This window comes from Nonomuraea candida, assembly GCF_000725485.1.
GTDB lineage: Bacteria > Actinomycetota > Actinomycetes > Streptosporangiales > Streptosporangiaceae > Nonomuraea > Nonomuraea candida.
This window is the reverse complement of sequence record NZ_JOAG01000046.1, coordinates 52589-73745: the sequence shown is the minus strand read 5'-3', so window position 1 is coordinate 73745 and position 21157 is coordinate 52589. Positions and strand designations below refer to the sequence as shown.

Genomic DNA, 21157 nt, shown 5'->3' with positions numbered 1-21157 from the left:
AACCAGGAGTAGCGGTCGTAGTAGCGCCGCCCCTGCACCACGTCACCGGACGCGTCGAGGACCACCCGGTAGATGGCGGGGTACTCGACCGTCTTGCCGGCGATGACGGCCGTGTTGTGGGCCCCGTACATCACGGTGTCGCCGCCGGCCGCGAGGCGCTGAGGCGTGAACCCGAACTGCGGCACCAGCTTGAGCGTGGCCGAGATGGACTGCTTGATGGCGGTCTTGCCGTGGATGATCCGGCCGGCGGCCTCCCAGAGGGTCGCGTCGTCGGCGAACATCTCGCCGTAGACCTCGACCCGCTCGGCGCCGTCGCCGGTGGGCATGGAGCCGAACCGGGTCTGCCGGTCGATGAAGGTCCGCGCCTGAGGGGAGATCGAGCCCTCGATCACGGGGCCGGTCTCCGGTCCCTTCGCACGCTGCGCCTGGGCGGGCGCGGCGAGCGCGACGAGCGGCAGGGCCGTCAGCAGGGCGGCTGCCAGGAATCGCGAAGTGTTCTTCATGGTCGTCCTTCTTCAGGAGGGGATCTTGTCGAGGAAGCCGTGGACGCGGTCGATGCGGCCCTCGGGGGTGACGACCGCCACGTCGAAGCCGACCACCAGCGGCTCGGCGCCGTCCTGCGCCAGCTCCCAGGTGAAGCGGGCGATGTCGTGGTGGGCGTCCACCGGCCCGCCCAGCGTGAAGGTGAAGCCGGGGAACTGCTCCTGGACGGCGGCGATGGTGGCGTCGATCGCGGCGGTTCCCGAGGCGACCGCCATCGGATCGGTGTAGACGCCGTCAGGGGTCCACAGCGCGTCGATGGCGGCGCGACGGGCGGCGGGGTCGGTCTCGTTCCAGGTGGCGATGTAGCGAGCGATGAGCTCGTCGATGTTCTTCATGACCATGAAAGCTAGAGAAACCGCACATAATGGTCATCTGTCGCGATTAGGTAATTGTGTCGGTAAGGGAGCGCATGCTGTACGGGCGAGAGGCCGAGACATCCGTCATCGACGAGCTTCTCGACAGGGTGAGGGCCGGCCGGAGTGGTGCTCTGGTGCTCAAAGGCGAGCCGGGAATCGGTAAGACCGCGCTGCTCGACTACGCCGCCGGACGTGCCGGCGGCATCCAGGTCATCAGGCGCAGCGGCGTGCCGTCCGAGAGCGAGCTGGCCTACGCGGGCCTGCACCTGCTGCTCCGGCCCGTGCTGCACCGGGCCGACCGGCTGCCGCCACCGCAGCGGCGCGCGCTGGAGACGGCGCTCGGCCTGACCGAGGGGGAGGGCGCCGACGCGCTGCTCGTCGGCCTGGCCGTGCTGTCACTGCTGGCCGAGGCGGCCGAGGACGGCCCGGTCCTGTGCCTCATCGACGACGCGCACTGGCTGGACCCCGGCTCCCGCGCCGCGCTCGCCTTCGCCGCCAGGCGGCTGGACGCCGAGGGCATCGCCCTGATCATGGCCACCCGCGGGGACGACGTGCACGGGCTGCCCGAGATCACGCTGACCGGGCTGTCCTCGCCCGCCGCGGCGGCCGTGCTGAAGGGCGACCGGCTGACCCCGGGCCAGCGCTACCGGCTGCTCGCCGAGGCGCAGGGCAACCCGCTGGCGCTCATCGAGCTGCCCGCCGCCCTGCACCGGGACGCCTACGGGCCCGGCGCGCTGCCCTTGACCAGCCGGCTCCAGGCGGCCTTCCACAGCCAGGTGGACCACCTGCCCGAGGCGACCAGGACGCTGCTGCTGGTGGCCGCCGCGGGGGAGGGGCTGGACGAGGTGCTCGCCGCCGCCGAGCTGCTCGGCGTGACGGCCGCGGACCTGCGTCCCGCCGAGAGCGTGGGGCTCGTGACGGCCGACGGGCGGCACGTCCGCTTCCGCCATCCGCTGATCCGCGAGGCCGTCTACCAGCGGGCGCCGATCAGCGCGCGGCTGGCCGTGCACGCCGCGCTGGCCGAGACGCTGACCGGCGACCACCACGCCGACCGGCGGGCCTGGCACCTGGCCGCGGCCACCGTCGGCCCGAGCGAGCAGGTGGCGGCGGAGCTCGAACGCACCGCGCACCGGGCCAGACGGCGGCACGGGTACGCCGCGGCGGCCGCCGCGTACCAGCGCGCCGCCGCACTGACCTCCGGCGACGAGGAGACCCGCGCGCGGCGCCTGACCTCGGCGGCCGAGTCCGCCACCGAGGCGGGGGAGCTGGACTGGGGCCAGGCGCTGGCCGGCGAGGCCGAGGCGCTGACCGGTGATCCGGCGCTGCGCTCGCGCATCCTCCACACCCAGGCCACCGCCCACTTCTCCTGGGGCCGGTACGGCGAGGCGCACCACCTGATGACCGAGGCCGCCCGCCAGAACCCGGCCCTGCTCGTCCGGGCCTTCCAGACGGCCCTGTACGCCGGCGAGGCCGAGCTGACCGAGGTGACCGCCCGGCTGACGGAGGCTCTGGGCGAGAGGCTGCTCGACGAGCCGATCGCCGCGCTGGCCCGCCTGCAGACCGCCGCCTTCGCCCGGCTGACCGGCACAGAGCGGGCCGATGCGGAACAGGCCGACACGGAACGGGCCGATGCGGAACAGGCCGATGCGGAACAGGCCGATGCGGAACAGGCCGACGCGGAACGGGCCGACGTGGAACGGGCCGTCGCCGAGGCCGAGCACGCCCTGGCCGACTACCCGCCCCGCCTGGCGGCCATGGCCTGCGGCACGCCGCTCCTGGCCGGGCAGGACGACGCCACCCTGCGGATGTCCTCCCGCCTGGTCGCCCGCTGCCACGCCGAAGGCAGCATCGGGATCCTGCCGATGGTGCTGTACTTCCAGGCGCAGGCCGAGATCTTCCACGGCGGGCGCCACCACGAGGCCGGCAGCGCCGCGACCACCGCCCTGCGGCTGGCCGAGAACACCGGCCAGCACCAGTGGGCCACCCTGAACAGGGCCCTGCTCGCCTTCCTGGCCGCGGTCGAAGGCGATGAGGAGCGTCACCGCCGGCTCACCGCCGAGGTGTCACGGGGCCCGGCCGTGCCCATGCAGGGCGCCATGTGGGCCGACTGGGCGCGGGCGCTGCTGGACCTGGGCCAGGGCCGGACGCAGCCGGCGCTCGCCCGGCTCGAAGCCCTCACCGGCAGTCCCGGCTGGTATCACGTCTCGGCCATGCGCTGCGTGCCCGACCTGGTGGAGGCCGCCGTACGCAGCGGCGAGCCGGCGCGGGCCCGGCCGGCGCTGGCCCGCTACCTGCGCCTGGGCCGGCGCCATCTCATCGAGCGCTGCCTGGCCCTGCTCGCCGGGGACGACGCCGAGCCGCACTACCAGGCGGCGCTGGAGGCCGCGGCGCCCGCCTTCGAGCACGCGCGCACCCGGCTGCTGTACGGGGAGTGGCTGCGCCGGGCCCGCCGCCGCAGCGCCGCGGTCGGCCACCTGCGCCAGGCCATGGACACCTTCGACCGCCTCGGCGCCATCCCCTGGGCGGAGCGGACCAAGGCCGAGCTCCAGGCCGCGGGCGCGCTGGCCGCCGCCGCGCCCGCACCGGGGCGGCCCGACGAGCTGACGCCGCAGGAACGGCAGATCGTCCACCTGGCCGCGCGCGGGCTGTCCAACAAGGACATCGCCGCCCAGCTCTTCCTCAGCCCCCGCACGGTCGGCTACCACCTGTACAAGGCCTATCCCAAGCTGGGCGTCTCCTCCCGCGGAGAACTCGCCACCCTCGCCTGACCCCGCCACGTCCGGCTGCCGGGCCCCCGGGAGCGCCGGACCCGTTCTTTTGTGACACTCCCGGCGGGTGGCATACGCCACAGGACCGCGCTGTCACAGGGGCCGGCCGGCCGGGATCTTCTGTTCGTACGAACGCCGCGTGAACGATCCACACGGCACCACATCTCACGCAACAGAAACTCTTCGGACAGGAGCTTGGCCATGAACGAATCCACCACGCAGCAGGTGGCCATGATCACCGGGGCGAACAAGGGGATCGGCCGCGCGACCGCCGAGCAGCTCGCCGGGCTGGGCATGACGGTCCTGATCGGCGCCAGAGACCGGCAGCGCGGGGAGAAGGCCGCCGCGGAGCTGCGCGCGGCGGGCGCCGACGCCCACGCGGTGGCCCTGGACGTCACCGACCCGGCCGTCGTCCGGGGGACCGCGAAGTGGGTCGAGGAGCGCTTCGGTCACCTCGACGTGCTGGTCAACAACGCCGGCATCACCGGCTCGGGACAGGTCTCGCCGCAGGATGCCCACGACCAGCTCCCGAGCGGGATCGACCTGGACATGGTCCGCGCGGTGTTCGAGACCAACGTCTTCGGGGTGATCACCGTGATCAACGCCATGCTGCCGCTGCTGCGGCGCTCGCCGGCGCCGCGCGTCGTCAACGTCAGCAGCCACGCCGGGTCGCTGACCCTGACCAGCGACCCGGACGGCCCGTTCGCGGCACTGCTGCCGTCGGCCGCGTACACGCCCTCCAAGACCGCCCTGAACGCGCTGACCGTGCAGTACGCCAACGAGCTGCGCAAGGACGGGATCCTCGTCAACGCCGTGGCCCCCGGCTACGTCGACACCGACAGCAACAACCACACCGGCCACCTCACCCCCGCACAGGGCGCCGCGGTCGTGGTGCGCCTGGCCACCCTCGGCGCGGACGGCCCGACCGCCGGCTTCTTCGGCGCGGACGGCCCCCTGCCCTGGTAACGCTCAGACCAGACGAACCGTCTCCGGCCTCAGGCCGCGAGCCAGTCTCCTCACGCTCACCATGCTCATCCTGCACAGACAGCACATTGTATCGACTGGTTACGTAGAGTGATGGGCCGGCGGGGGGATCACCAGGAAGGAATCACCAGCCCCAGAGCACAAGGAGTTCCCCATGCTCAGACGGATCGTCGCCCTCGTGGCCGTCACCCTCGGAATGGCCGTCCTGGGAGCCTTCCCCGCCCACGCCCAGGTCGACCCCACCTCCCTCCCCGTGGTCGGCGGCCTTCTGGGCGGCGGCGGTGGCGGTCAGGGTTCCGTCGACACGGATGACGAGCCGACGTAAATCCGCCGCTGACGCACAACCGACAGGGCCCGAACTCCGCCGGGGTTCGGGCCCTCCCCCATGTGCGGGCGGCCGCCTGCCGCCCGCACCGGAACCGCGCCGGGCTTCCAGCCCCCGGCCCTGCCGGTCCCACGCCCCGCGGCCCTGTCGGTCCCCCTGCTCACCCAGGTGCGGGTCGTGGCCGGCCTGGCGGCGCTGTTCGCGCTGGCCGCCGTGCTCTCCCTGGCCCTCGGCATCCTCGTCGGCGATCATGAGGATGATGGCGGGGAAGAGGTAGAGCAGGCCGAGCACGACCGCGATGGCGGTGGCGGAGTCCCGTACGGCGGTGGCGATCCCCAGGCTGAGCAGGGCGATCAGCGCCAGGCCGCGTTGATCGCCACCGCCTCCAGGGGGCGCCCGCCGGCCGTGGCCCGCGCGTAGAGGCGCTCGACGCCGTCGGCCCCGGTGAGGTCGGCCCGCACGGCCTCGACCGCCGTCCCCAGCTCCCGCAGCTCGCGCGCCGCGTCGTCGATGCCCGCATCCTCGGCGTTGACGACCAGGTCGAAGCCGTGCCCGGCGAACTGCCTGGCCAGCTCGTACCCGATGCCGCCGGACGCCCCGGTCACCAGCGCGAGCGGCCGGCCCTCGTCGTCGCTCATGATGCCGATCCCTCTCCTCGGTGCCCTCTCCTCGGTGCCCTCTCCTCGGTGTCGACACCGGCCCGCTGCCCGCGACGGGAACGGTCAAGCCTCGCCGGTCGAGCGCGCCGTGGCGGCGTGCCCGGCTCAGGCCGGGTCGGTGAGGCGGGCCACGGCGTTGGCGACGCCGTCCTCGGCGCGGACGGGCGCGGCGAGCGCGCGGGCGGCGGGGGCGAGGGCGGCCGCGGCCTCGATGGCGGCGGCCAGGCGGGCGGGCGTGAGGCGGCCGGTGACGGGTGGCGGCGCGACGCCGAGATGGTGCAGGCGCCGCGCCCAGAAGGGCTGGTCGCCGAGGAACGGGCGGACCACCTGGGGGACGCCCGCGCGCAGCGCGGCGGCCACCGTGCCGATGCCACCATGGTGCACGGCGACCGCCACCCGCGGCAGCAGCCACTCGTGCGGAGCCTCGTCGATCACCAGGACGCCGTCCGGCTCCGTGCCCGGCCGCAGCGCGCCCCAGCCGGTGGCCAGGACCGCGCGGCGCCCGGTCTGGCGGACGGCCGCCAGCACCGTGCCGGTCAGCGCCTCCGGGTCGCCGCTGGAGGAGCTGCCGAAGCCGACGTAGACGGGCGGGTCGCCGGCGTCCAGGAAGCGGGCCAGCCGCCCGGGCGGTGTCCAGTCGCCGGCGGGCAACGTCCAGAAGCCGGTGGGACGCGCCCGCGCGGGCCAGTCGGCGGGCGCCGGGAGCAGGTGCGGGCTCCAGGCGTGCAGCACGCCGCCCGCCGCGACCAGGTCGGCCACCGGCCGGAACCCCTTGCCCAGGCCGAGCGCCCCGGCCCGCCAGTCCCGCAGCGTGCCCCGGTAGGGCGCCTCGACGGCGGAGGAGACCCGCCAGCTCGCCCGGTTGAGCGCGCGTGGCACCCGTACCGGCAGGATGGGGGAGGGGAAGGCGGCGGTGGGCAGGTAGAGCGGCAGCAGCAGCCCGGCCAGGGCCGGGACGCCGAGCCGCGCGGCGAGGTGCGGGCCGCCGAGAGCCTTGGGGTGATAGACCACGACGTCGACCGCGTGCGCGGTGAGCGCGGCCTGGTCGTCCAGCAGGCGGCGGAGCATCGGCCTCACCGAGCGGGCGGCGGTGATGGCGGCGCGCACGCCCTGCCCCCGGGCTTTGTCCTGCAGCGCGAGCATCTCGTCGTTCAGCGGCGCGAAGTCCACGCCGCGGGCGGTGGCGAGCGGCTCGAAGCGGCGGGGCGCGGCCAGGAGCGGCCGGTGCCCGGCGGCCAGCAGCCCGCCGGCCAGCGCGAGGTACGGCTGGACGTCGCCACGGCTGCCCATCGTGATCAGTAAGGGTCTCATCGCCGCTCCTTGAGCTCGTCCCACTCGTCCAGCAGGCGGGGGAAGCGGTCCATCATGAACGCGTACATGTCGCGCATGAGCTCCAGCCGCCGGCGGCGCTCCGGGTCGTCGCCCACCGCGCGCAGCCCCTGCTCGGCCAGGGCGCGGAAGCCCTCGAACTCGGCCATCTTGGCGCGGAAGGCGCGGGCGAAGACGTCCTCGGCCAGCCGGTAGCGGTCGCGCCGCCCGCCGCGCACCCGGAACCGCTCGACCAGCCCGGCCTGCTCCAGCTGCCGCAGCGCGACGCTCATGCTGCTCTTGGCCACGGCCAGCGCCTCGGCCAGCTCCGGCGCGTCGGCGCCGGAGCCGCCGGCGGTCAGCAGCCACCCCATGACGCGGCCCGACGTGCGGCTCAGCCCGAGCCGCTCGTAGAACAGTCCCGCGTCCTCCACGAACTCCTCAACACTCACCAACCGAGCATATCGGACTGTTCGGATCGATCCGAACAGCCGCCCCGCCCGGCGAGCCGGCGGCACACCTGGTCGTCGTGCACCATGGGCAGGTCCGGTCCAGGACCACCACCTCGTACGGGACCAGCTCGCACTCGTCCAGCGCGCTCTGACCGTCGAGGGCGACGTCCACGGTGAAACCGTGCTTGCGCAGCCCCGCCTCGATGTACCGGGCCAGGGGCTGCTCGTCTTCGACCAGGAGCACACGCATCCGGGCAGTATCCCGGCCCGGGCATATGGATCACGTATGGTGCGCCGGCACGGGACGGCCGGGGCTCCGCAGGACCGGTTCGCCGGCACGCCGCGGTCACACCCACGAGCGCATCAGCATCCGGGCCCACCACTCCGCGTACGTGATCGTCTCGCCGGACAGGACCGGATACAGCCACCAGAAGTTGACCAGGATCAGGAGGGTCCCCGCGCCCACGACGGCGGCCCCCGTGGCTCTCCTGGGCGACGCCGTCCCGCCGGGCCCGAGCGCCAGCCCCGCGGCGATCACCAGCGCCAGGACCATGAACGGCACCGCGGGGAGCAGGTAGAACAGGTACATGGTGCGGTTGTCGGAGAGGGCGTAGGAGAACCACGGCAGCCACCCCGCCGCGTAGGCGAGCGGCACGGCCCCCGCCCGCCAGTCCCGTACGGCGGCGTACCGGGCGACGAGCACGACGAGAGCCGGCAGCGCGAGATACCACAGGGCCGGCGTGCCGACCCCCAGCACCGCCTGCGAGCAGTCCTTCGCCCCGCAGGCGTCCGGCGGGCTCACGTAGTGGAAGGCGACGGGACGTTGCAGCAGCGGCCACTGCCACGGCTCCGACATGTACGTGTGCGGGGTCGCCAGGCCGGTGTGGAAGCCGAGCACCTGCAGGTGGTAGCCGAGCCACGAGCGCAGCGAGTCGACGACGAAGAAGCCGGGCCCGGCCTGGGTGGCCCGCTCCCAGTTGCGCCCCCAGCCCTCCGCGCGCAGGAACCAGCCGCTCCAGCTCAGCACGTAGACCGTGGCGGGGACCAGGGCGAACGCCCCCGCCAGGCCCGGCAGGGACGCGGCCGGGCGGGGCCGCAGCCCCAGCGCCCGCCGCGCGCCCGCGTCCCACATGAGGGTCAGCGCGGCGAAGGCGAGCAGGAAGAAGACGCCCGACCACTTGACGGCGCACGCCGCGCCCAGGCACGCGCCCGCGGCCAGCCGCCACGGCCGCACCCCGGCCCCCGGCCAGACCTCCTCGAGGGCGGGCGACCGCTGCCTGACCCGGTCCCGGTCGGCGACCACGCAGGCGAAGGCGGCCAGCACCCAGAACATCAGGAACACGTCGAGCAGCGCCGTCCGCGAGAGCACGAAGTGCAGGCCGTCGAGAGCGAGCAGCAGGCCGGCCAGGCAGCCCAGCAGCGTGGAGCGGGTCATCCGGCGCGCCACCCGCGCCAGGATCAGGATCGACAGCGTGCCCGCCACCGCGCCGGCGAACCGCCAGCCGAAGGGCGTCATGCCGAACAGCCACTCCCCGACGGCGATCATCCACTTGCCCAGCGGCGGGTGCGCGACGTACTCGGCGCAGTCCTCGACGACCGGGCAGCGCCGCCAGATGCCGAGATCGTCGGCCATGATCATCCGGTTGGCGACCGGGTCCTTGTCGGTGTCCAGCGTCATGCGCTCGACGCCGAACGTCAGCAGCGCGTAGGCGCCCTTGATGTAGTGGGTCTCGTCGAAGACCACCGCGTGCGGTTCGCCCAGCCGCAGGAAGCGCAGCGCCCCGCCGAGCACGGTGACGAAGAGCGGCCCCGCCCATCCCCACCAGCCGTCGGCCGGCATGGGCGGAACCAGCCGGCGCGCCACGGTCCGGGCCTCCGGGCTCCGGGGAGGCGGGCTCACTCCTGAACCGCCGCCAGGTTGAGCACGGCCAGCCGGTGGCCGCCGCCGGAGGCGCAGGACGCGTCGCACGGTGCCGCCGGCCAGCTGAACACCAGCCCGGGGGAGGAGGACTCGCCGCTGTGCCAGGCGGCTTCCCCCGGCGACCGCTTCGCGCCGATCCCGACGCTCCGCCCGGTGACGAGGTCGTGCACGGTGGCGCCGAGGTCGACGAAACGGTCCGCGCGGATCCGCGACGCCGGGGTGAGCCGGCCGGGCACGGCCCGGGGCGCGCCGCCGCCCGCGCTCCACGTCACGGTGCGGCCGTCCAGCGTGGCCACGCACCGGGTCGGGCCGCAGCGCGTGCCCCGCGCCCCCGGCGGCGTCGCCAGCGAGGTGCGTTCGCCGCTCTCCAGGTTGACGAGCACGCTCTGGTCGCGGCCGGTGTCGTGCGGGGACACGTCGGAGGCCCACGGCCAGGACACCAGGTGGAGGCCGGCGGTGCCCGGCAGGGCCCGGGGCGCGCCCCCGGCGATCGGCATCGCGTACAGCCCGCCCTGCCGGACCGACCAGACGACGCGGTCGCGCAGGACGCCGAGGCGCTCCACCTCCGCCGCCGTCCCGCTCAGGCGCGCCAGGAGGGTGGCGCGCCCGCCGGCGCGGGGCAGCGCCCAGACCTCCGTGGAGCGCCGGGCGCGCGCGTCGCCGGCCCACCAGACGATGTGCTCCGGGCCCGGCTCGATGGCCCGCGGCCGGTGGCCGCGCGCGCCGTCCTGGCGCGGCAACTCGCCCAGGACCCGGCTCCGGCCGGCCGCGGTGTCGTACACCTCCAGCCGCCCGCCGCCGGCGCGCAGCAGCAGCTCGGTGGCGCTCAACGCGGTCACCGGCGTGTACGGCAGGCCGTCGGGGGCGGCGGCCGGGATCGTGGTCGCCGCGGGCGGCCGGACGCCGCCGGTGGCGGCGGCGGAGGGCGAGGGGGTGGCGGAGGCGTCGCGGCGGCCGAGGTCGGCGATCGACCCCGTCGCCAGCACCAGCGCGGTGACGGCCGCCGCGGCGAGCGGCACCGAGGCCGTCAGCGCCCGGCGACGGCGGCGCAGCCGGCGTCCGGCCCGGACGGCCGCCCCCAGGTCCACCCGCGACGGCGGCGTCTCGTCCGGCACCAGGCTCTCGAACAGGGGCTTGAGGTCCATCATCGATCCTCCTTGGTCGGCGTCACCTCGAGGAGCGCGCGCAGCGTCGCGAGCCCGCGGGCGGTCTGGCTCTTGACGGTCCCGGCCGAGCAGCCGAGCGCCGCCGCGGTCTGCTCCACGCTCAGGTCGCAGTGGAAGCGCAGCACCAGGGCGGCCCGCTGGCGCGGCGGCACCAGGGCCAGGACCCGGCGCAGGTCCATCGACAGGTCGGCGTCCCAGCCGGACGCGGCCGCCTCGGGAGTGCCGGGCTCGGGCGGAGGGCTCAGCCTGGTGCGCGAGAACCAGCCGCCGCGCTGCTCCTTCAGGAAGACCCGGACCAGGATCACCCGGACGTACGCGTCGAGGTCGGCGGCCTGGCGGGCGTGGTGCCATTTGACGTACAGCCGGGTGATCGAGGTCTGCACCAGGTCGTCGGCGCGATGCCAGTCCTGGCACAGGGAGTAGGCGATCCGGCGTAACCAGAGCAGCCGCCCGCGCACGTAGGCGGTGTACTCCTCGTCCGCGCTCAAGAGATCCACAATGTCCCAGATGCCACCACTCGCCGGAACGGTTGCATCCGGCCGGTGAAATTTCTTCCGAGCCGTCTCGCCGCGGCCGGGACGGTCGATGACCGCACCGGCCCGGCGCCGCTATCGGCGCGGGGCGAAGGGGCCGTCCAGGGCCGCCCACTGCAGGAGCAGGACGGTCTTGCCGTCGGCGATGCGCCCGTCGCGGATCATGACGAGGGCCTCGGCGAAGGGCGGTTCGAGGGCCTCGATGTCCTCGCCGTCCGCCGCGACGCCGCCGCCGGCCCCGTCCTGCCCTGGGAGGCGATCAGCGGGCTGATCACCGACGAGACCCCGCACCACCCGGTGCTCGAACGGCTCGCGGCCCGCGGCGTCGACGTCCTGACCGCCGGCTGACCGGCGACGGCCCCGAGCGGCCGGGGCGGGGTCACGGGGTGATCAGGTCTGCCGCCAGTTCGCGGGCGGCGGCGGCCGGATCGCCGTCCGGGCGGGTCGCGCCGGCGGCGAGGGTGCCGTCGATGAGGATGAGGAACTGGTCGGCGGCGCGCGCCGGTCGCGGGTGACCGAGTGCGACCAGCTCGCGTTCGAGCAGGGCGTGCACGCGCCGCCGGTAGCCGCGGGTGACCTCGTGCGCCGGATGTCCGGGGTCGGTCAGGGCGAGGTCGGCGGCCAGGTAGCGGCAGCCGTGGAAGCCGGGCCTGGCGATGATCTCGCCGATGCGGTCGAAGACGGCGAGCAGGCGGGCGCGCGGGTCGTCGCCGGCGGCGTCCATGGTGTCGCGGTAGTCGGCGGCGTCGGCCTCCGCGGCTGAGCGCAGCACTTCGACGATCAGGCCGTCCTTGCCGCCGAAGTGCTCGTACAGCGACCGCCTGGCGACGTTGGCGGACTTCAGCAGGGCGTCGACGCCGACGTTGACGCCATGGGTGTAGATCAGCCGGTCGGCGGCCTCCAGCAGCCGCTCACGGGGGCCGGGACGCGTACGAACGCTCATGGGGCCAGGTTGCCACGGGTTGACGAGTAGATCAACCGGTCTATATACCTAGGTAGACCGATCGATCTATCTATCAATCTGTCTGGAGAGACCGTGCCCGTCCCCACCACCGCCGACGTCATGGACCGCTTCAACCGGGCCTTCGTCGAGCACGACCGTGACCTGCTCACCGACCTGATCGCCGACGACTGCGAGATGGAGACCATCCAGCCGGCCCCCACCGGGAAGCGCGTCGTCGGACGCCAGGCGTGCCTCGACTGGTGGGGCGCGCTCGCGGCCGACCGGTCCGCCCGGTTCGAGCCGCAGGAGGTCCTGATCGCGGGGGAGCGGGCGGTCATCCGCTGGCACTACCGGTACGGCTCCGGCCCGTCCGACTGGGTCAGCGGCGTGAACGTCATGCGCGTACGCGACGGCAGGATCACCGAGGCCCTCGGCTTCAGCAAGACGGCCCCGGCGGCAGGCTGACATGCGCAGCTACCACGCCACCAGCGGCGGCGGCATCGACGGCCTGACGATCAGGGAGCACGCCGACCCCCGTCCCGGCCCCGGCCAGGTGCTCGTGGCCGTCCGAGCCGTCTCCCTCAGCCACCGCGAGCTGATGATCCTGCGCGGCGACTACGTGCTCCCGGTCAAACCGGACGTCGTGCCGGTCTCCGACGGAGCCGGCGAGGTCGTCGCGATCGGGCCCGGCGTCACCGCGGCCAAGGTCGGCGACCGGGTGACCGCCACCCTGTTCCCGAGCTGGCAGGACGGCCCGTTCGGGCGCAAGCACCTGCCGCAGCTCGGCGGCTCGCTCGACGGCATGCTCACCGAGCTCGCCCTGCTGGAGGAGCGGGCGCTCGTGCCGGTGCCCGCCCACCTGTCGTACGAGGAGGCCGCCACCCTACCGTGCGCCGCCGTCACCGCCTGGAACGCCCTGACCGGCGACGGCGCGCCCATCGGCGCGACGGTCGTCACCCAGGGCAGCGGCGGGGTGTCGCTGTTCGCGCTGCAGCTCGCCAAGGCGCTCGGCGCCCGCGTCATCGCCACCACCAGCGGCCCCGCCAAGGCCGAACGCCTGCTGAAGCTCGGCGCCGATGAGGTCGTCGACTACCGGGCCGCGCCCGAATGGCCGTCCAGGGTGCGGGAGCTGACCTCGGGAAACGGGGCCGACCGCGTCGTGGACGTGGCCGGCGACCTGGAACGGTCGCTCGCCGCGGTCGCCATCGGCGGCCATGTCGCCAGCGTCGGGTTCGTCTCCGGTGACCCGTCGCCCCTCGACCCGCGCGCCGTCTTCAGGTCGGGGGCGTCGGTGCACGGCATCGCCGTCGGCAGCCGCGCCCAGTTCCTGGACATGAACCGAGTGATCGAGACCCACCGCCTGCGCCCGCTCATCGACCGCGTCTTCCCCTTCGACTGGGCCCCCGACGCCTACCGCTACTACGCGTCGGGCGCGGCGTTCGGCAAGGTGGTGATCGCCGTGTAGAGCCGCGACGCCGGGGACGGCCGTCGCCCGCGCCCGGAGAGGACGCGGGCCGGCAGGAACCTTGGCTGCGTGCGCTGCCCGCGCCACGGCCGGGCGCACCGGGGGCTGCCTTCCGCGTGGGCTGTGATCATCCGCGGACAGGTTCTAGGCTGGCGCGGGTGACGGGATCGGCGGCGGGCGCGCGGACGCAGGAGCAGATGCGGCAGCGGAACCTGAGCGAGGTGCTGCGCCACGTCCACCAGGACGAAGCGGTGTCACGGGCCGCGCTCAGCCGCCGGATGGGCCTCAACCGCAGCACCATCATGGACCTGACCGCCGAACTCGCCGCGGCCGGGCTCGTCCGCGAGGGCGTCCCCACCGGGCGGGGCCGCGCCGGGCGGCCGTCCATCGTCGTCATGCCCGAGCGGGCGACCGTGTACGGGCTCGCCTTCGACGTCGCCGTGGACCGGCTGCTCGCGGCCCGGGTCGGGCTCGGCGGCCGGGTCCTCGACCGCCGCGAGGCCGTGCGCACCCGCGCCGGGGTCGACCTGGAGGACGTCGTCGGCGTGCTGACCGCCTTCGGCCGCGAGCTGGTCGCCGGAGCCGGGCCGGACGCCTTGTGCGTGGGTGTCGGCGCGTCGTACTGCGGGCTGATCAGGCGTGTCGACGGCACGGTCCGGTACGGCCCGCACCTCGGCTGGGTGGACCAGGCGTTCGGCCCGGAACTCGGCGCCGGGCTCGGCCTCGGGCTGCCCGTCGAGGTGGGCAACGAGGCGCACCTGGGCGCGATCGCCGAGCACGTGCGCGGCGCGGGACGCGGCGTCGACAACCTCATCTACCTGCACGGCGACGTCGGCGTCGGCGGCGGGATCATCGTCGGCGGCGAACTCCTCGACGGCGACGCGGGCTACGGCTGCGAGCTCGGGCACATGCTGGTCAACCCGTTCGACGGGCGGCCCTGCCTGTGCGGCTCGCGCGGCTGCCTGGAGGCCGAGGTGGGGGAGGAGGCGCTGCTCGACTACGCGGGACGCTCCGGCGACCTCGTCGGACGCGACGGCATCCGGGCCGTCGTCGCCCTCGCCGGGACCGGCGACCCCCGGGCGCGGGACGCCCTCGACCGCGTCGGCGACTGGCTCGGCGTCGGCGTCGTCAACCTCATCAACCTGTTCAACCCGGCGCTCGTGGTCTTCGGCGGGATGCTCCGCGACGTCTACCCGGGCGCGGCGTCCCGCGTCCACGCCCGGATCGACGCGCACGTCCTGCCGGTCTCCCGCGAACGGGTCCGCCTGACCGTGACGGCCCTCGGTGACGACACCACGCTCGCCGGGGCCGCCGAGCTCGCCTTCGCCAAACTCCTGGACAACCCCCTCGGCACGCTGTCCGCCCTGCGCTGATCCCGTACCCCCGCGAATGGGGGCTGGCACCCATGCCGTCACCGCCGGCCGGCGTGCTTTCATCGTGCGGGCCACAGGTGCGGCGACGCAGAATCGAGAAGCCGGACAGTCCGGGCGGCCGGGATCGTGAGGCTCGTGGAGGCGCGAGGTGCGGCGAGGGAGCAGGTTCGTCGGGTACGTGAGCGCGCCCCTGCGTGGCCTGGCGCCGGCAGGGGGATTCGCCGGGTACGTGACCGCGCCCCTGCGCGGCCTGGCGCTGGCGGGGCTCGCGCTGCTGGGGCCGCCGCTGCTGGTCGTGATCTTCGTGGGCGCGCACGCCGGGCTGCCGTCCCCGGCGTTCTTCGTCGAGCACGGCCGCCGGCTGCCCGAACTGGCCCGGCGGCTGGCCGGCCGGTGGGGTGGCGTGGAGATCGCCTCGCCCTACCGCCCGGCGCCGCCGCCGCCCGTACGCGATCCCGACGGCTGGCACCGCGACGGCGACGCCCTGTTCCGCTCGGCGTTCCCGCCCGCCTACCTGGCGCGGCTGCGGTGGATCGCCCGCGATCCGGCGACCGCGCGCGACCTGGCGTGGCTGCTGCTCAACCCGCCGATCGGCGGCGTGCTGGCGGGGCTCGCGCCGGCGCTGATCGGCGGCGGGCTCGCGGCGGTGTGGTCCCACCGCCCGGCCGGCGCCGCGGCGCTGCTGCTCGGCCTCGCGCTCGGGCCCCGGCTGCTGCACCTGCACGCCCGCTGGACCCGGGTGCTGCTCGCGCCGTCGTCACGCCGCGCGCCGGGCCGCGTCGCGGCGGCCGCCGGGGCGAGGGCCGCCGCCGGGGCGCGGCTGTGCGCGAGCGTCGTGCTGTCCGGGGTGGCGATGGTGTTCGCCGTGACCCAGGTGGTGGCGATCGGGCTGATGCCGGCGCGGCTGTGGCCCGAGACGGTGCTGGGCTCGCGTCGTTTCGTGTCCTGGCGCCGGGCCCGGATCGGCGCGTGGACGGGCGTGCGGATCGCCGAGCCGTACCGTCCCGAGCCGCCGCCGCCCGATCCCGAGCCGGACGGGTCGTACCGGCTGGGGTGGGGGCCGGTCGGCACGGTGCACCGGACACGGGCGGCCGCCCTGCGGGCGCGGCGGTTCGGGTGGCTGGCCCGCGACCGGGCCTCGTGGCGGGACCTGGCCTGGTTGTTCCTGGAGGCGCCCGTCGCCGCCGTGCTGTTCGCCGGACCGGCCGTGCTGATCGTCGGCGGGCTGGCCGGGCTGTGCTGGCTGTGGTTGTGGACCGAGGCGCTGGGCCTGCTCACCGGGCTGACGTGGTCGCCCGACGACCTGCTGCACGCCGCCGTACCGGGGTGGCCGGGCCTGCCGGCCCCGGTGGCCGGCCTGGCCGCCGCCGCGCTCGGCCTGGCCGTCGCCCCCGCGCTGCTGCGCTGCCACGCCCTGCTGAGCCGGTCGCTGCTCGGCCCGACCCGGGCGGCGCTGCTGACCGGCCGGGTGGACACGCTGACCAGCCGGGTGGACACCCTGACCAGCAGCCGCGCCCGGCTCCGGGACGCCCAGGCCGCCGAGCTGCGCCGGATCGAACGCGACCTGCACGACGGCGCGCAGGCCCGGTGGGTGGCCGTCGGGATGACGCTGGGGGCGGCGGAAGGGCTCATCGACCGGGACCCCGAGGCGGCCAGGGCGATGATCGCCGGCGCCAAGGAGATGTCGGTGACCGCGCTCGCCGAGCTGCGCGAGCTCATCAGGGGCATCCACCCGCCGGTGCTCGCCGACCGCGGGCTCGCCGACGCCGTACGCACCCTGGCGATGGACGCTCCGCTGGAGGCGGAGGTCCGCGTGCGCCTGCCGGGCCGGACGGCCGCACCGATCGAGGCGGCGGTCTACTTCGCCGTGTCCGAGCTGCTGACCAACGCCGCCAAGCACGCCGCCGCGTCACGGGCCCTGGTGGAGCTGCGCCACGCGGACGGCGTGCTGACGGTCACCGTGACCGATGACGGGCGGGGCGGCGCCGTGATCGGACGCGGGGGCGGGCTGCACGGCATCCGGCGCCGCCTCGACGGCTTCGACGGCGTTCTGACCCTGTCCAGCCCACCGGGCGGACCCACCGTCGCCACCTTGGAGATTCCATGCGCGTTGTCCTCGCCGAGGATGTCTACCTCCTCCGGGAAGGGCTCACCCACCTCCTGAGAGCCCACGACGTCGAGATCGTGGCCGCGGTGGAGACCGGCGCGGAGCTGCTCGACGCCCTGGCCCGGCACCGGCCGCACGCCGCCATCGTGGACGTGCGCCTGCCGCCCGGCTACACCGACGAAGGGGTGCGGGCCGCCATCGAGGCCCGCACCCGCCATCCCGGATTCCCCGTCCTGGTCCTGTCGCAGTACGTCGAGCAGATCTACGCCCGCGAGCTGCTGGCCGACGGCGCCGGAGGCGTCGGTTACCTGCTCAAGGACCGCGTCTTCGACACGGGCCACTTCGTCGACGCGCTGCGCCGCGTCGCGGCCGGCGGCACCGCCATGGACCCGGAGGTGATCGCGAAGCTGCTCGGCGGCACCTCGCCCCTGCACCCGGTCGCGTCGCTGAGCCCGCGCGAGCGCGAGGTGCTCCAGCTCATGGCCCAGGGCCGCTCGAACGCCGCCATCGCCGGGCAGCTCTACATCAGCGAGGGCACCCTCGGCAAGCACATCGCCGCCATCTTCGCCAAGCTCGGCCTCCAGGCCACCGACGACACCAACCGCCGGGTCCTGGCCGTGCTGGCCTTCCTCAACCACGCCCGCCCGGACCCCGCCCGCCCGGACCCCGCCCGCCCGGACCCCGCCCGCCCGGACCCCGCCGGGCCGTGATCGGCCGGGGGCCGTGATCAACCGAGGGCCGCGATCAGCCGGCGGGCCGGACGGACAGGGCGTGCCGGAACACCCCGCGCGGGTCCCAGCGGGCCTTCACCCGCTGCAGGCGCGGGTAGTTGCCGCCGTAGTAGAGCGTGGACCAGGGCACGCCGGAGGCGTTCCACGCCGGATCGGCCAGGTCGACGTCGGGATAGTTGATGTACGCGCCGCCGCTGGCGCCGCCCGGGACCGGCACTCCGCCCGTGCCGGCGTACATCGCCTGATAGAAGCGCCGCACCCAGGCGATGCCCGCGGCGCCGTCGCCGTCCGTCCAGGTGCCCAGGAAGAGCGCCTTGAGGATCGAGTCGCGCTCGGCCATGGCGGTCGCGCCGGAGGCCACGGTGTTGACCTGCCCGCCGTACGACGCCAGCAGCAGCACCCCGCTCGCGGACGCCGGAGCGGGCACGCTCAGGTGGTCGTGGGCGACCCCGATCTGCCGGTCGGTGAAGCGCCGGCGCAGCTGGGCGGATTTGGCCTTGAACCTCCCCGACTCCTGGTCGGCGCCGAGTGCCTGCGTGCTGACCGCCTGGTACCACGGCAGCCGCCGCACCTCGGGGATGTACGCCCGCGCCCCCACTCCCCGCGTCAGCGCCGCGAAGTAGTCGGTGAGCAGCCGGCCGGCGTCCGGGACGGAGGCGTCCATCATGGTCGGCAGGATCATGCCGCCGGGATCCGCCCCCTGGGCGCGGCTCTGGACGATCAGCGCGCTCCACAGCCCCGCGTACGGCGAGCCGGGGTCGCTGTTGCGCTCGTGCCACGCGCCGTGGTTGCGCAGCAAGGCGGTGAAGGACTCCCTGCTCATGTCGCCCCACGACCAGGCCGGATGGCAGACCAGCAGGGCCGGCGGCGGCTTGGGCAGCAGCGTGCGGGGATCCTTCCCCTTCGCCCGCGGGTCGCGCATCCAGTAACGCGTCACGACGCCGAAGTTGCCGCCCCCGCCGCCCGTGTGCGCCCACCACAGGTCATGGTGGGGGTCGGACGGATCCCTGGTGGCGATCACCGCTCGCGCCCGCCCCGCGCGGTCCACCACCACGACCTCCACGGCGTGCAGGTAGTCGACCACCGCGCCCAGCCGGCGCGAGTGCTGGCCGTAGCCGCCGCCGGCGATGTGGCCGCCGGCCGCCACCCCGCCGCACTGGCCGCCGGGAATCGTCACCCCCCAGCCCAGGTACAGCTTCCGGTACACCTGCATCAGCGTCGCGCCCGCCTCGATCGCGAACGCGCCCCGCCTGTCGTCGAAGTACACCTCCGACATCTCGCACAGGTCGATCACGACCTGCGCGCCGTCACCGACGAAGTTCTCGTAGCAGTGGCCGCCGCTGCGCACGGTGACCCGCTTGCCCGCCCTGACGGCCTCCTCCACGGCCTTCTCCACCTGCGCGGTCGAGCCGGCCACGTGGAAGTACTCCGGCCTGGGATCGAAGCGCTGGTTCGTCCGGCGTACGGCGAGATCCTCGTAACGCGGATCACCCGGGGCTATCCGGACCGGCCCCAGCTCCCGGCCCTCCGCCCGCGACGGCGTGCCGAGATCCAGCACCGCCGTCCCACCGGCTGCCGCCGCCCCGCCCATGAATCCGCGGCGGGTCACCTTGCCCACGATCGACCACCTCCTGCTCGCAGCGTGAAATCCGTGCGAGGGCCACGCTAGGAGCGCGGTCACCCGGCGGAGAACCGCCCTGGCACCCGTCCGGGATGGGAGATAACCCCCAGGCGGACGAGGAGGACGCGGATCACCGCTGCGGGCCCTGGTAGAAGGCGCGGACGCGGGCGGCCCTGCCGTGCCGGTCCAGCTCGACGACGTCGAGCACGCGGTTGCCGTTCTCGCGCCGGTACAGCAGCGCATAGCCGCCCGCGCCGGGCAGCAGCGCCTCCTCGGTGAAGGTCAGGTCCGGGGCCAGTTCCAGGCCGAGCTCGAAGTGCCTGCGCAGCTCCGCCCTGCCGTGCAGCCGGCCGTCGGCACGTCCCCAGCGGCGCGCCACGGTAGGGGCGGCGAAGTCGACGTCCTCCGCGTAGCAGGCCAGGATCGCATCGAGATCGCGGCGCTCCCAGGCCGCCAGCCAGGCGTCGGCATGGGCGCGAAGATCCGTCTCCACAGTGTCTCCTCCGGGTTCGTACGTGACCTGACGGGGGCCGGCGGCAGTCGCGCGGTCAGCGGAGCAGGCGGAAGAAGGCACGGAGCTCCTCGACGAACAGGCCCGGCTGCTCGAACGCGGCGAAGTGGCCACCCTTGGCCGGCTCGTTCCAGTACAGGATGTCGGTGAAGCGCCGCTCGGCCCACCGCCGCGACGGCCTGGGGTTCTCCCCGGGAAAGACCGAGCAGCCCGCCGGGACGGTCACCACGTCCGTCGTCCCGGTGGTGAAGAGCCGCTGGACCGCCTTGAAGCTCTCCCAGTAGAGCCGGGCGGCGGACGCGCCGGTCCCGGGCAGCCAGTAGAACATCAGGTTGTCGAGCAGCTCGTCGCGCGTGAGGGCGCCCTCGGGGTGGCCGCCGCCGTCGGTCCAGGACCGGAACTTCTCGATGATCCACGCGCACAGCAGCGCCGGCGAGTCGACGAGGCCGTAGCCGATGGTCTGCGGCCGGGTGGACTGCTCCAGGGAGTACCCGTCCTCGTCCTCCCGGCCGCGTTCCAGGTCGGCGAGCGCGGCCCGTTCGGCGGCGGTGAGGTCGCCGAACGTGGCCGGGTCCGGGGCCGCCAGCGGCGGGACGAGGTGGATGCCCGCCACGTGGGCGGGGTCGCGCAGGCCGATGAGCGTGGTGACGGTCGTGCCCCAGTCGGAGCCCTGCGCGGCGTACCGGTCGTAGCCGAGCCGGGCCATCAGCTCGATCCAGGCGTCGGCGATCCGCTCCACGCCCCAGCCGCGGTGCTCCGGCTTGTCGCTGAAGCCGTAGCCGGGCAGGGACGGGCACACGACGTGGAAGGCGTCCCGGGCGTCGCCGCCGTAGGCCGCCGGGTCGGTGAGCGGGCCGATCACCTTGAGGAACTCCACGATCGAGCCGGGCCATCCGTGGGTCAGGATGATCGGCAACGCGTCCTCGTGGGGCGAGCGGACGTGCAGGAAGTGGATTCCGAGGCCGTCGATGGAGGTCCGGAACTGGGGCAGCGCGTTCAGGCGCCGCTCGGTGGCGCGCCAGTCGTACTCGTCGGCCCAGTACCGGCACAACTCGCGCAGGTAGTCCAGCGGAACGCCCTGCGACCAGTCCTCGACCGTCTCCTTCTCGGGCCACCGCGTGCGCCGCAGCCGCTCGCGCAGGTCGGCCAGCGCGGGCTCCGGGATGTCGAGACGGAATGGTGTCACGTGGTCGGACATGCTGCCTTCCTCGTCGGGATCATTCGCGGGATCATTCGATGGTCAGCGATGGAACGGCGTCGTTTCACCGCGAGCGCTGGAGCGGGCGGGCCGGCCGAGGCGGGCCGGTCGAGGCGGGCAGGGACAGATCGCCGCGAGATCCGTTCGGACAGCGCCCCCTTCGATTAAACTCGTCCACCGAGCATAAACGAAG

Annotated in this window: 22 protein-coding genes; 9 read left to right on the top strand and 13 right to left on the bottom strand. The window is 74.6% G+C overall.

Going from position 1 to position 21157, the window contains the following annotated elements; all coding sequences use genetic code 11:
• Nucleotides 1-503: nuclear transport factor 2 family protein (locus IO39_RS35440; RefSeq protein WP_169789181.1), on the bottom strand; the 503-nt coding region annotated here is incomplete at its 3' end.
• A gap of 12 nt (nt 504-515) precedes the next feature.
• Nucleotides 516-878 carry a nuclear transport factor 2 family protein gene (locus tag IO39_RS35435; protein WP_043632946.1) on the bottom strand — a complete coding sequence of 121 codons (363 nt, stop codon included), beginning with the start codon at nt 876-878 and terminating at the stop codon, nt 516-518.
• Between the two features lie 74 nt (nt 879-952).
• On the opposite strand from IO39_RS35435, the gene IO39_RS35430 reads away from it, so the two are divergent.
• From IO39_RS35430 to IO39_RS55175, 3 genes are all read left to right on the top strand, one after another.
• Entirely contained in the window at nt 953-3667 is a 2715-nt protein-coding gene (locus tag IO39_RS35430) for a helix-turn-helix transcriptional regulator (protein ID WP_043632905.1), read from the top strand.
• Nucleotides 3668-3868: 201 nt separating this feature from the next.
• Complete coding sequence (locus IO39_RS35425; protein ID WP_043632903.1) at nt 3869-4633, top strand: SDR family NAD(P)-dependent oxidoreductase; 765 nt, start codon at nt 3869-3871, stop codon at nt 4631-4633.
• A gap of 172 nt (nt 4634-4805) precedes the next feature.
• Nucleotides 4806-4976, top strand: a complete 171-nt coding sequence (locus IO39_RS55175; protein ID WP_157549303.1) for a hypothetical protein — start codon at nt 4806-4808, stop codon at nt 4974-4976.
• Between the two features lie 353 nt (nt 4977-5329).
• Here IO39_RS55175 and IO39_RS35415 read toward each other — a convergent pair whose 3' ends face one another.
• From IO39_RS35415 to IO39_RS35390, 7 genes are all read right to left on the bottom strand, one after another.
• A complete protein-coding gene (locus IO39_RS35415; RefSeq protein ID WP_043632898.1) occupies nt 5330-5614 on the bottom strand; it encodes an SDR family NAD(P)-dependent oxidoreductase in 285 nt (94 codons plus the stop codon).
• 126 nt (nt 5615-5740) lie between these two features.
• Nucleotides 5741-6946 carry a glycosyltransferase gene (locus tag IO39_RS35410; protein ID WP_043632895.1) on the bottom strand — a complete coding sequence of 402 codons (1206 nt, stop codon included), beginning with the start codon at nt 6944-6946 and terminating at the stop codon, nt 5741-5743.
• Nucleotides 6943-7395: a GbsR/MarR family transcriptional regulator gene (locus IO39_RS35405; protein ID WP_157549300.1), complete on the bottom strand. Its 453-nt coding sequence runs from the start codon at nt 7393-7395 to the stop codon at nt 6943-6945. Before IO39_RS35405 ends, IO39_RS35410 begins: the two co-directional genes overlap by 4 nt.
• Nucleotides 7385-7645 carry a response regulator gene (locus IO39_RS53320; protein ID WP_211267279.1) on the bottom strand — a complete coding sequence of 87 codons (261 nt, stop codon included), beginning with the start codon at nt 7643-7645 and terminating at the stop codon, nt 7385-7387. Before IO39_RS53320 ends, IO39_RS35405 begins: the two co-directional genes overlap by 11 nt.
• A 96-nt stretch (nt 7646-7741) precedes the next feature.
• A complete protein-coding gene (locus tag IO39_RS35400) occupies nt 7742-9235 on the bottom strand; it encodes a dolichyl-phosphate-mannose--protein mannosyltransferase (RefSeq protein ID WP_052423779.1) in 1494 nt (497 codons plus the stop codon).
• 56 nt (nt 9236-9291) lie between these two features.
• The gene (locus IO39_RS35395) at nt 9292-10464 is read right to left on the bottom strand and encodes a hypothetical protein (protein ID WP_157549297.1); all 1173 of its coding nucleotides are present in this window, start codon (nt 10462-10464) and stop codon (nt 9292-9294) included.
• Entirely contained in the window at nt 10461-10970 is a 510-nt protein-coding gene (locus IO39_RS35390; RefSeq protein ID WP_043632885.1) for a SigE family RNA polymerase sigma factor, read from the bottom strand. The genes IO39_RS35395 and IO39_RS35390 overlap by 4 nt, the downstream gene beginning before the upstream one ends.
• A 54-nt stretch (nt 10971-11024) precedes the next feature.
• Here IO39_RS35390 and IO39_RS56995 point away from each other — a divergent pair, with 54 nt between their 5' ends.
• Nucleotides 11025-11363, top strand: a complete 339-nt coding sequence (locus IO39_RS56995) for a hypothetical protein (RefSeq protein WP_043632882.1) — start codon at nt 11025-11027, stop codon at nt 11361-11363.
• Between the two features lie 31 nt (nt 11364-11394).
• On the opposite strand, the gene IO39_RS35380 is transcribed toward IO39_RS56995, so the two are convergent.
• On the bottom strand, nt 11395-11958 hold the full coding sequence (locus IO39_RS35380) for a TetR/AcrR family transcriptional regulator (protein ID WP_043632878.1): 564 nt from the start codon (nt 11956-11958) through the stop codon (nt 11395-11397).
• A gap of 93 nt (nt 11959-12051) precedes the next feature.
• Between IO39_RS35380 and IO39_RS35375 the strand changes: the two genes are divergently transcribed.
• From IO39_RS35375 to IO39_RS35355, 5 genes are all read left to right on the top strand, one after another.
• Nucleotides 12052-12423, top strand: coding sequence for a nuclear transport factor 2 family protein (locus IO39_RS35375; protein ID WP_084774026.1), 372 nt, complete (start codon nt 12052-12054; stop codon nt 12421-12423).
• A 1-nt stretch (nt 12424) separates the two neighbouring features.
• Nucleotides 12425-13423 carry a zinc-dependent alcohol dehydrogenase family protein gene (locus IO39_RS35370; RefSeq protein WP_043632875.1) on the top strand — a complete coding sequence of 333 codons (999 nt, stop codon included), beginning with the start codon at nt 12425-12427 and terminating at the stop codon, nt 13421-13423.
• A gap of 149 nt (nt 13424-13572) precedes the next feature.
• Nucleotides 13573-14796: an ROK family transcriptional regulator gene (locus IO39_RS35365; RefSeq protein WP_211267281.1), complete on the top strand. Its 1224-nt coding sequence runs from the start codon at nt 13573-13575 to the stop codon at nt 14794-14796.
• A 148-nt stretch (nt 14797-14944) separates the two neighbouring features.
• A complete protein-coding gene (locus tag IO39_RS35360) occupies nt 14945-16960 on the top strand; it encodes a sensor histidine kinase (RefSeq protein WP_084774024.1) in 2016 nt (671 codons plus the stop codon).
• Entirely contained in the window at nt 16900-17613 is a 714-nt protein-coding gene (locus IO39_RS35355; RefSeq protein WP_052423777.1) for a response regulator transcription factor, read from the top strand. The genes IO39_RS35360 and IO39_RS35355 overlap by 61 nt, the downstream gene beginning before the upstream one ends.
• A gap of 34 nt (nt 17614-17647) precedes the next feature.
• Here the strand turns inward: IO39_RS35355 and IO39_RS35350 are convergent, their stop codons facing one another.
• The 3 genes from IO39_RS35350 to IO39_RS35340 all read right to left on the bottom strand — a co-directional run bounded on the left by IO39_RS35350 (nt 17648) and on the right by IO39_RS35340 (nt 20964).
• On the bottom strand, nt 17648-19252 hold the full coding sequence (locus tag IO39_RS35350; protein ID WP_043632868.1) for an FAD-binding oxidoreductase: 1605 nt from the start codon (nt 19250-19252) through the stop codon (nt 17648-17650).
• Between the two features lie 133 nt (nt 19253-19385).
• Nucleotides 19386-19748, bottom strand: a complete 363-nt coding sequence (locus tag IO39_RS51260; protein ID WP_052423776.1) for a nuclear transport factor 2 family protein — start codon at nt 19746-19748, stop codon at nt 19386-19388.
• 55 nt (nt 19749-19803) lie between these two features.
• A complete protein-coding gene (locus tag IO39_RS35340) occupies nt 19804-20964 on the bottom strand; it encodes an epoxide hydrolase family protein (RefSeq protein WP_043632865.1) in 1161 nt (386 codons plus the stop codon).
• Between the last annotated feature and the right edge of the window lie 193 nt (nt 20965-21157).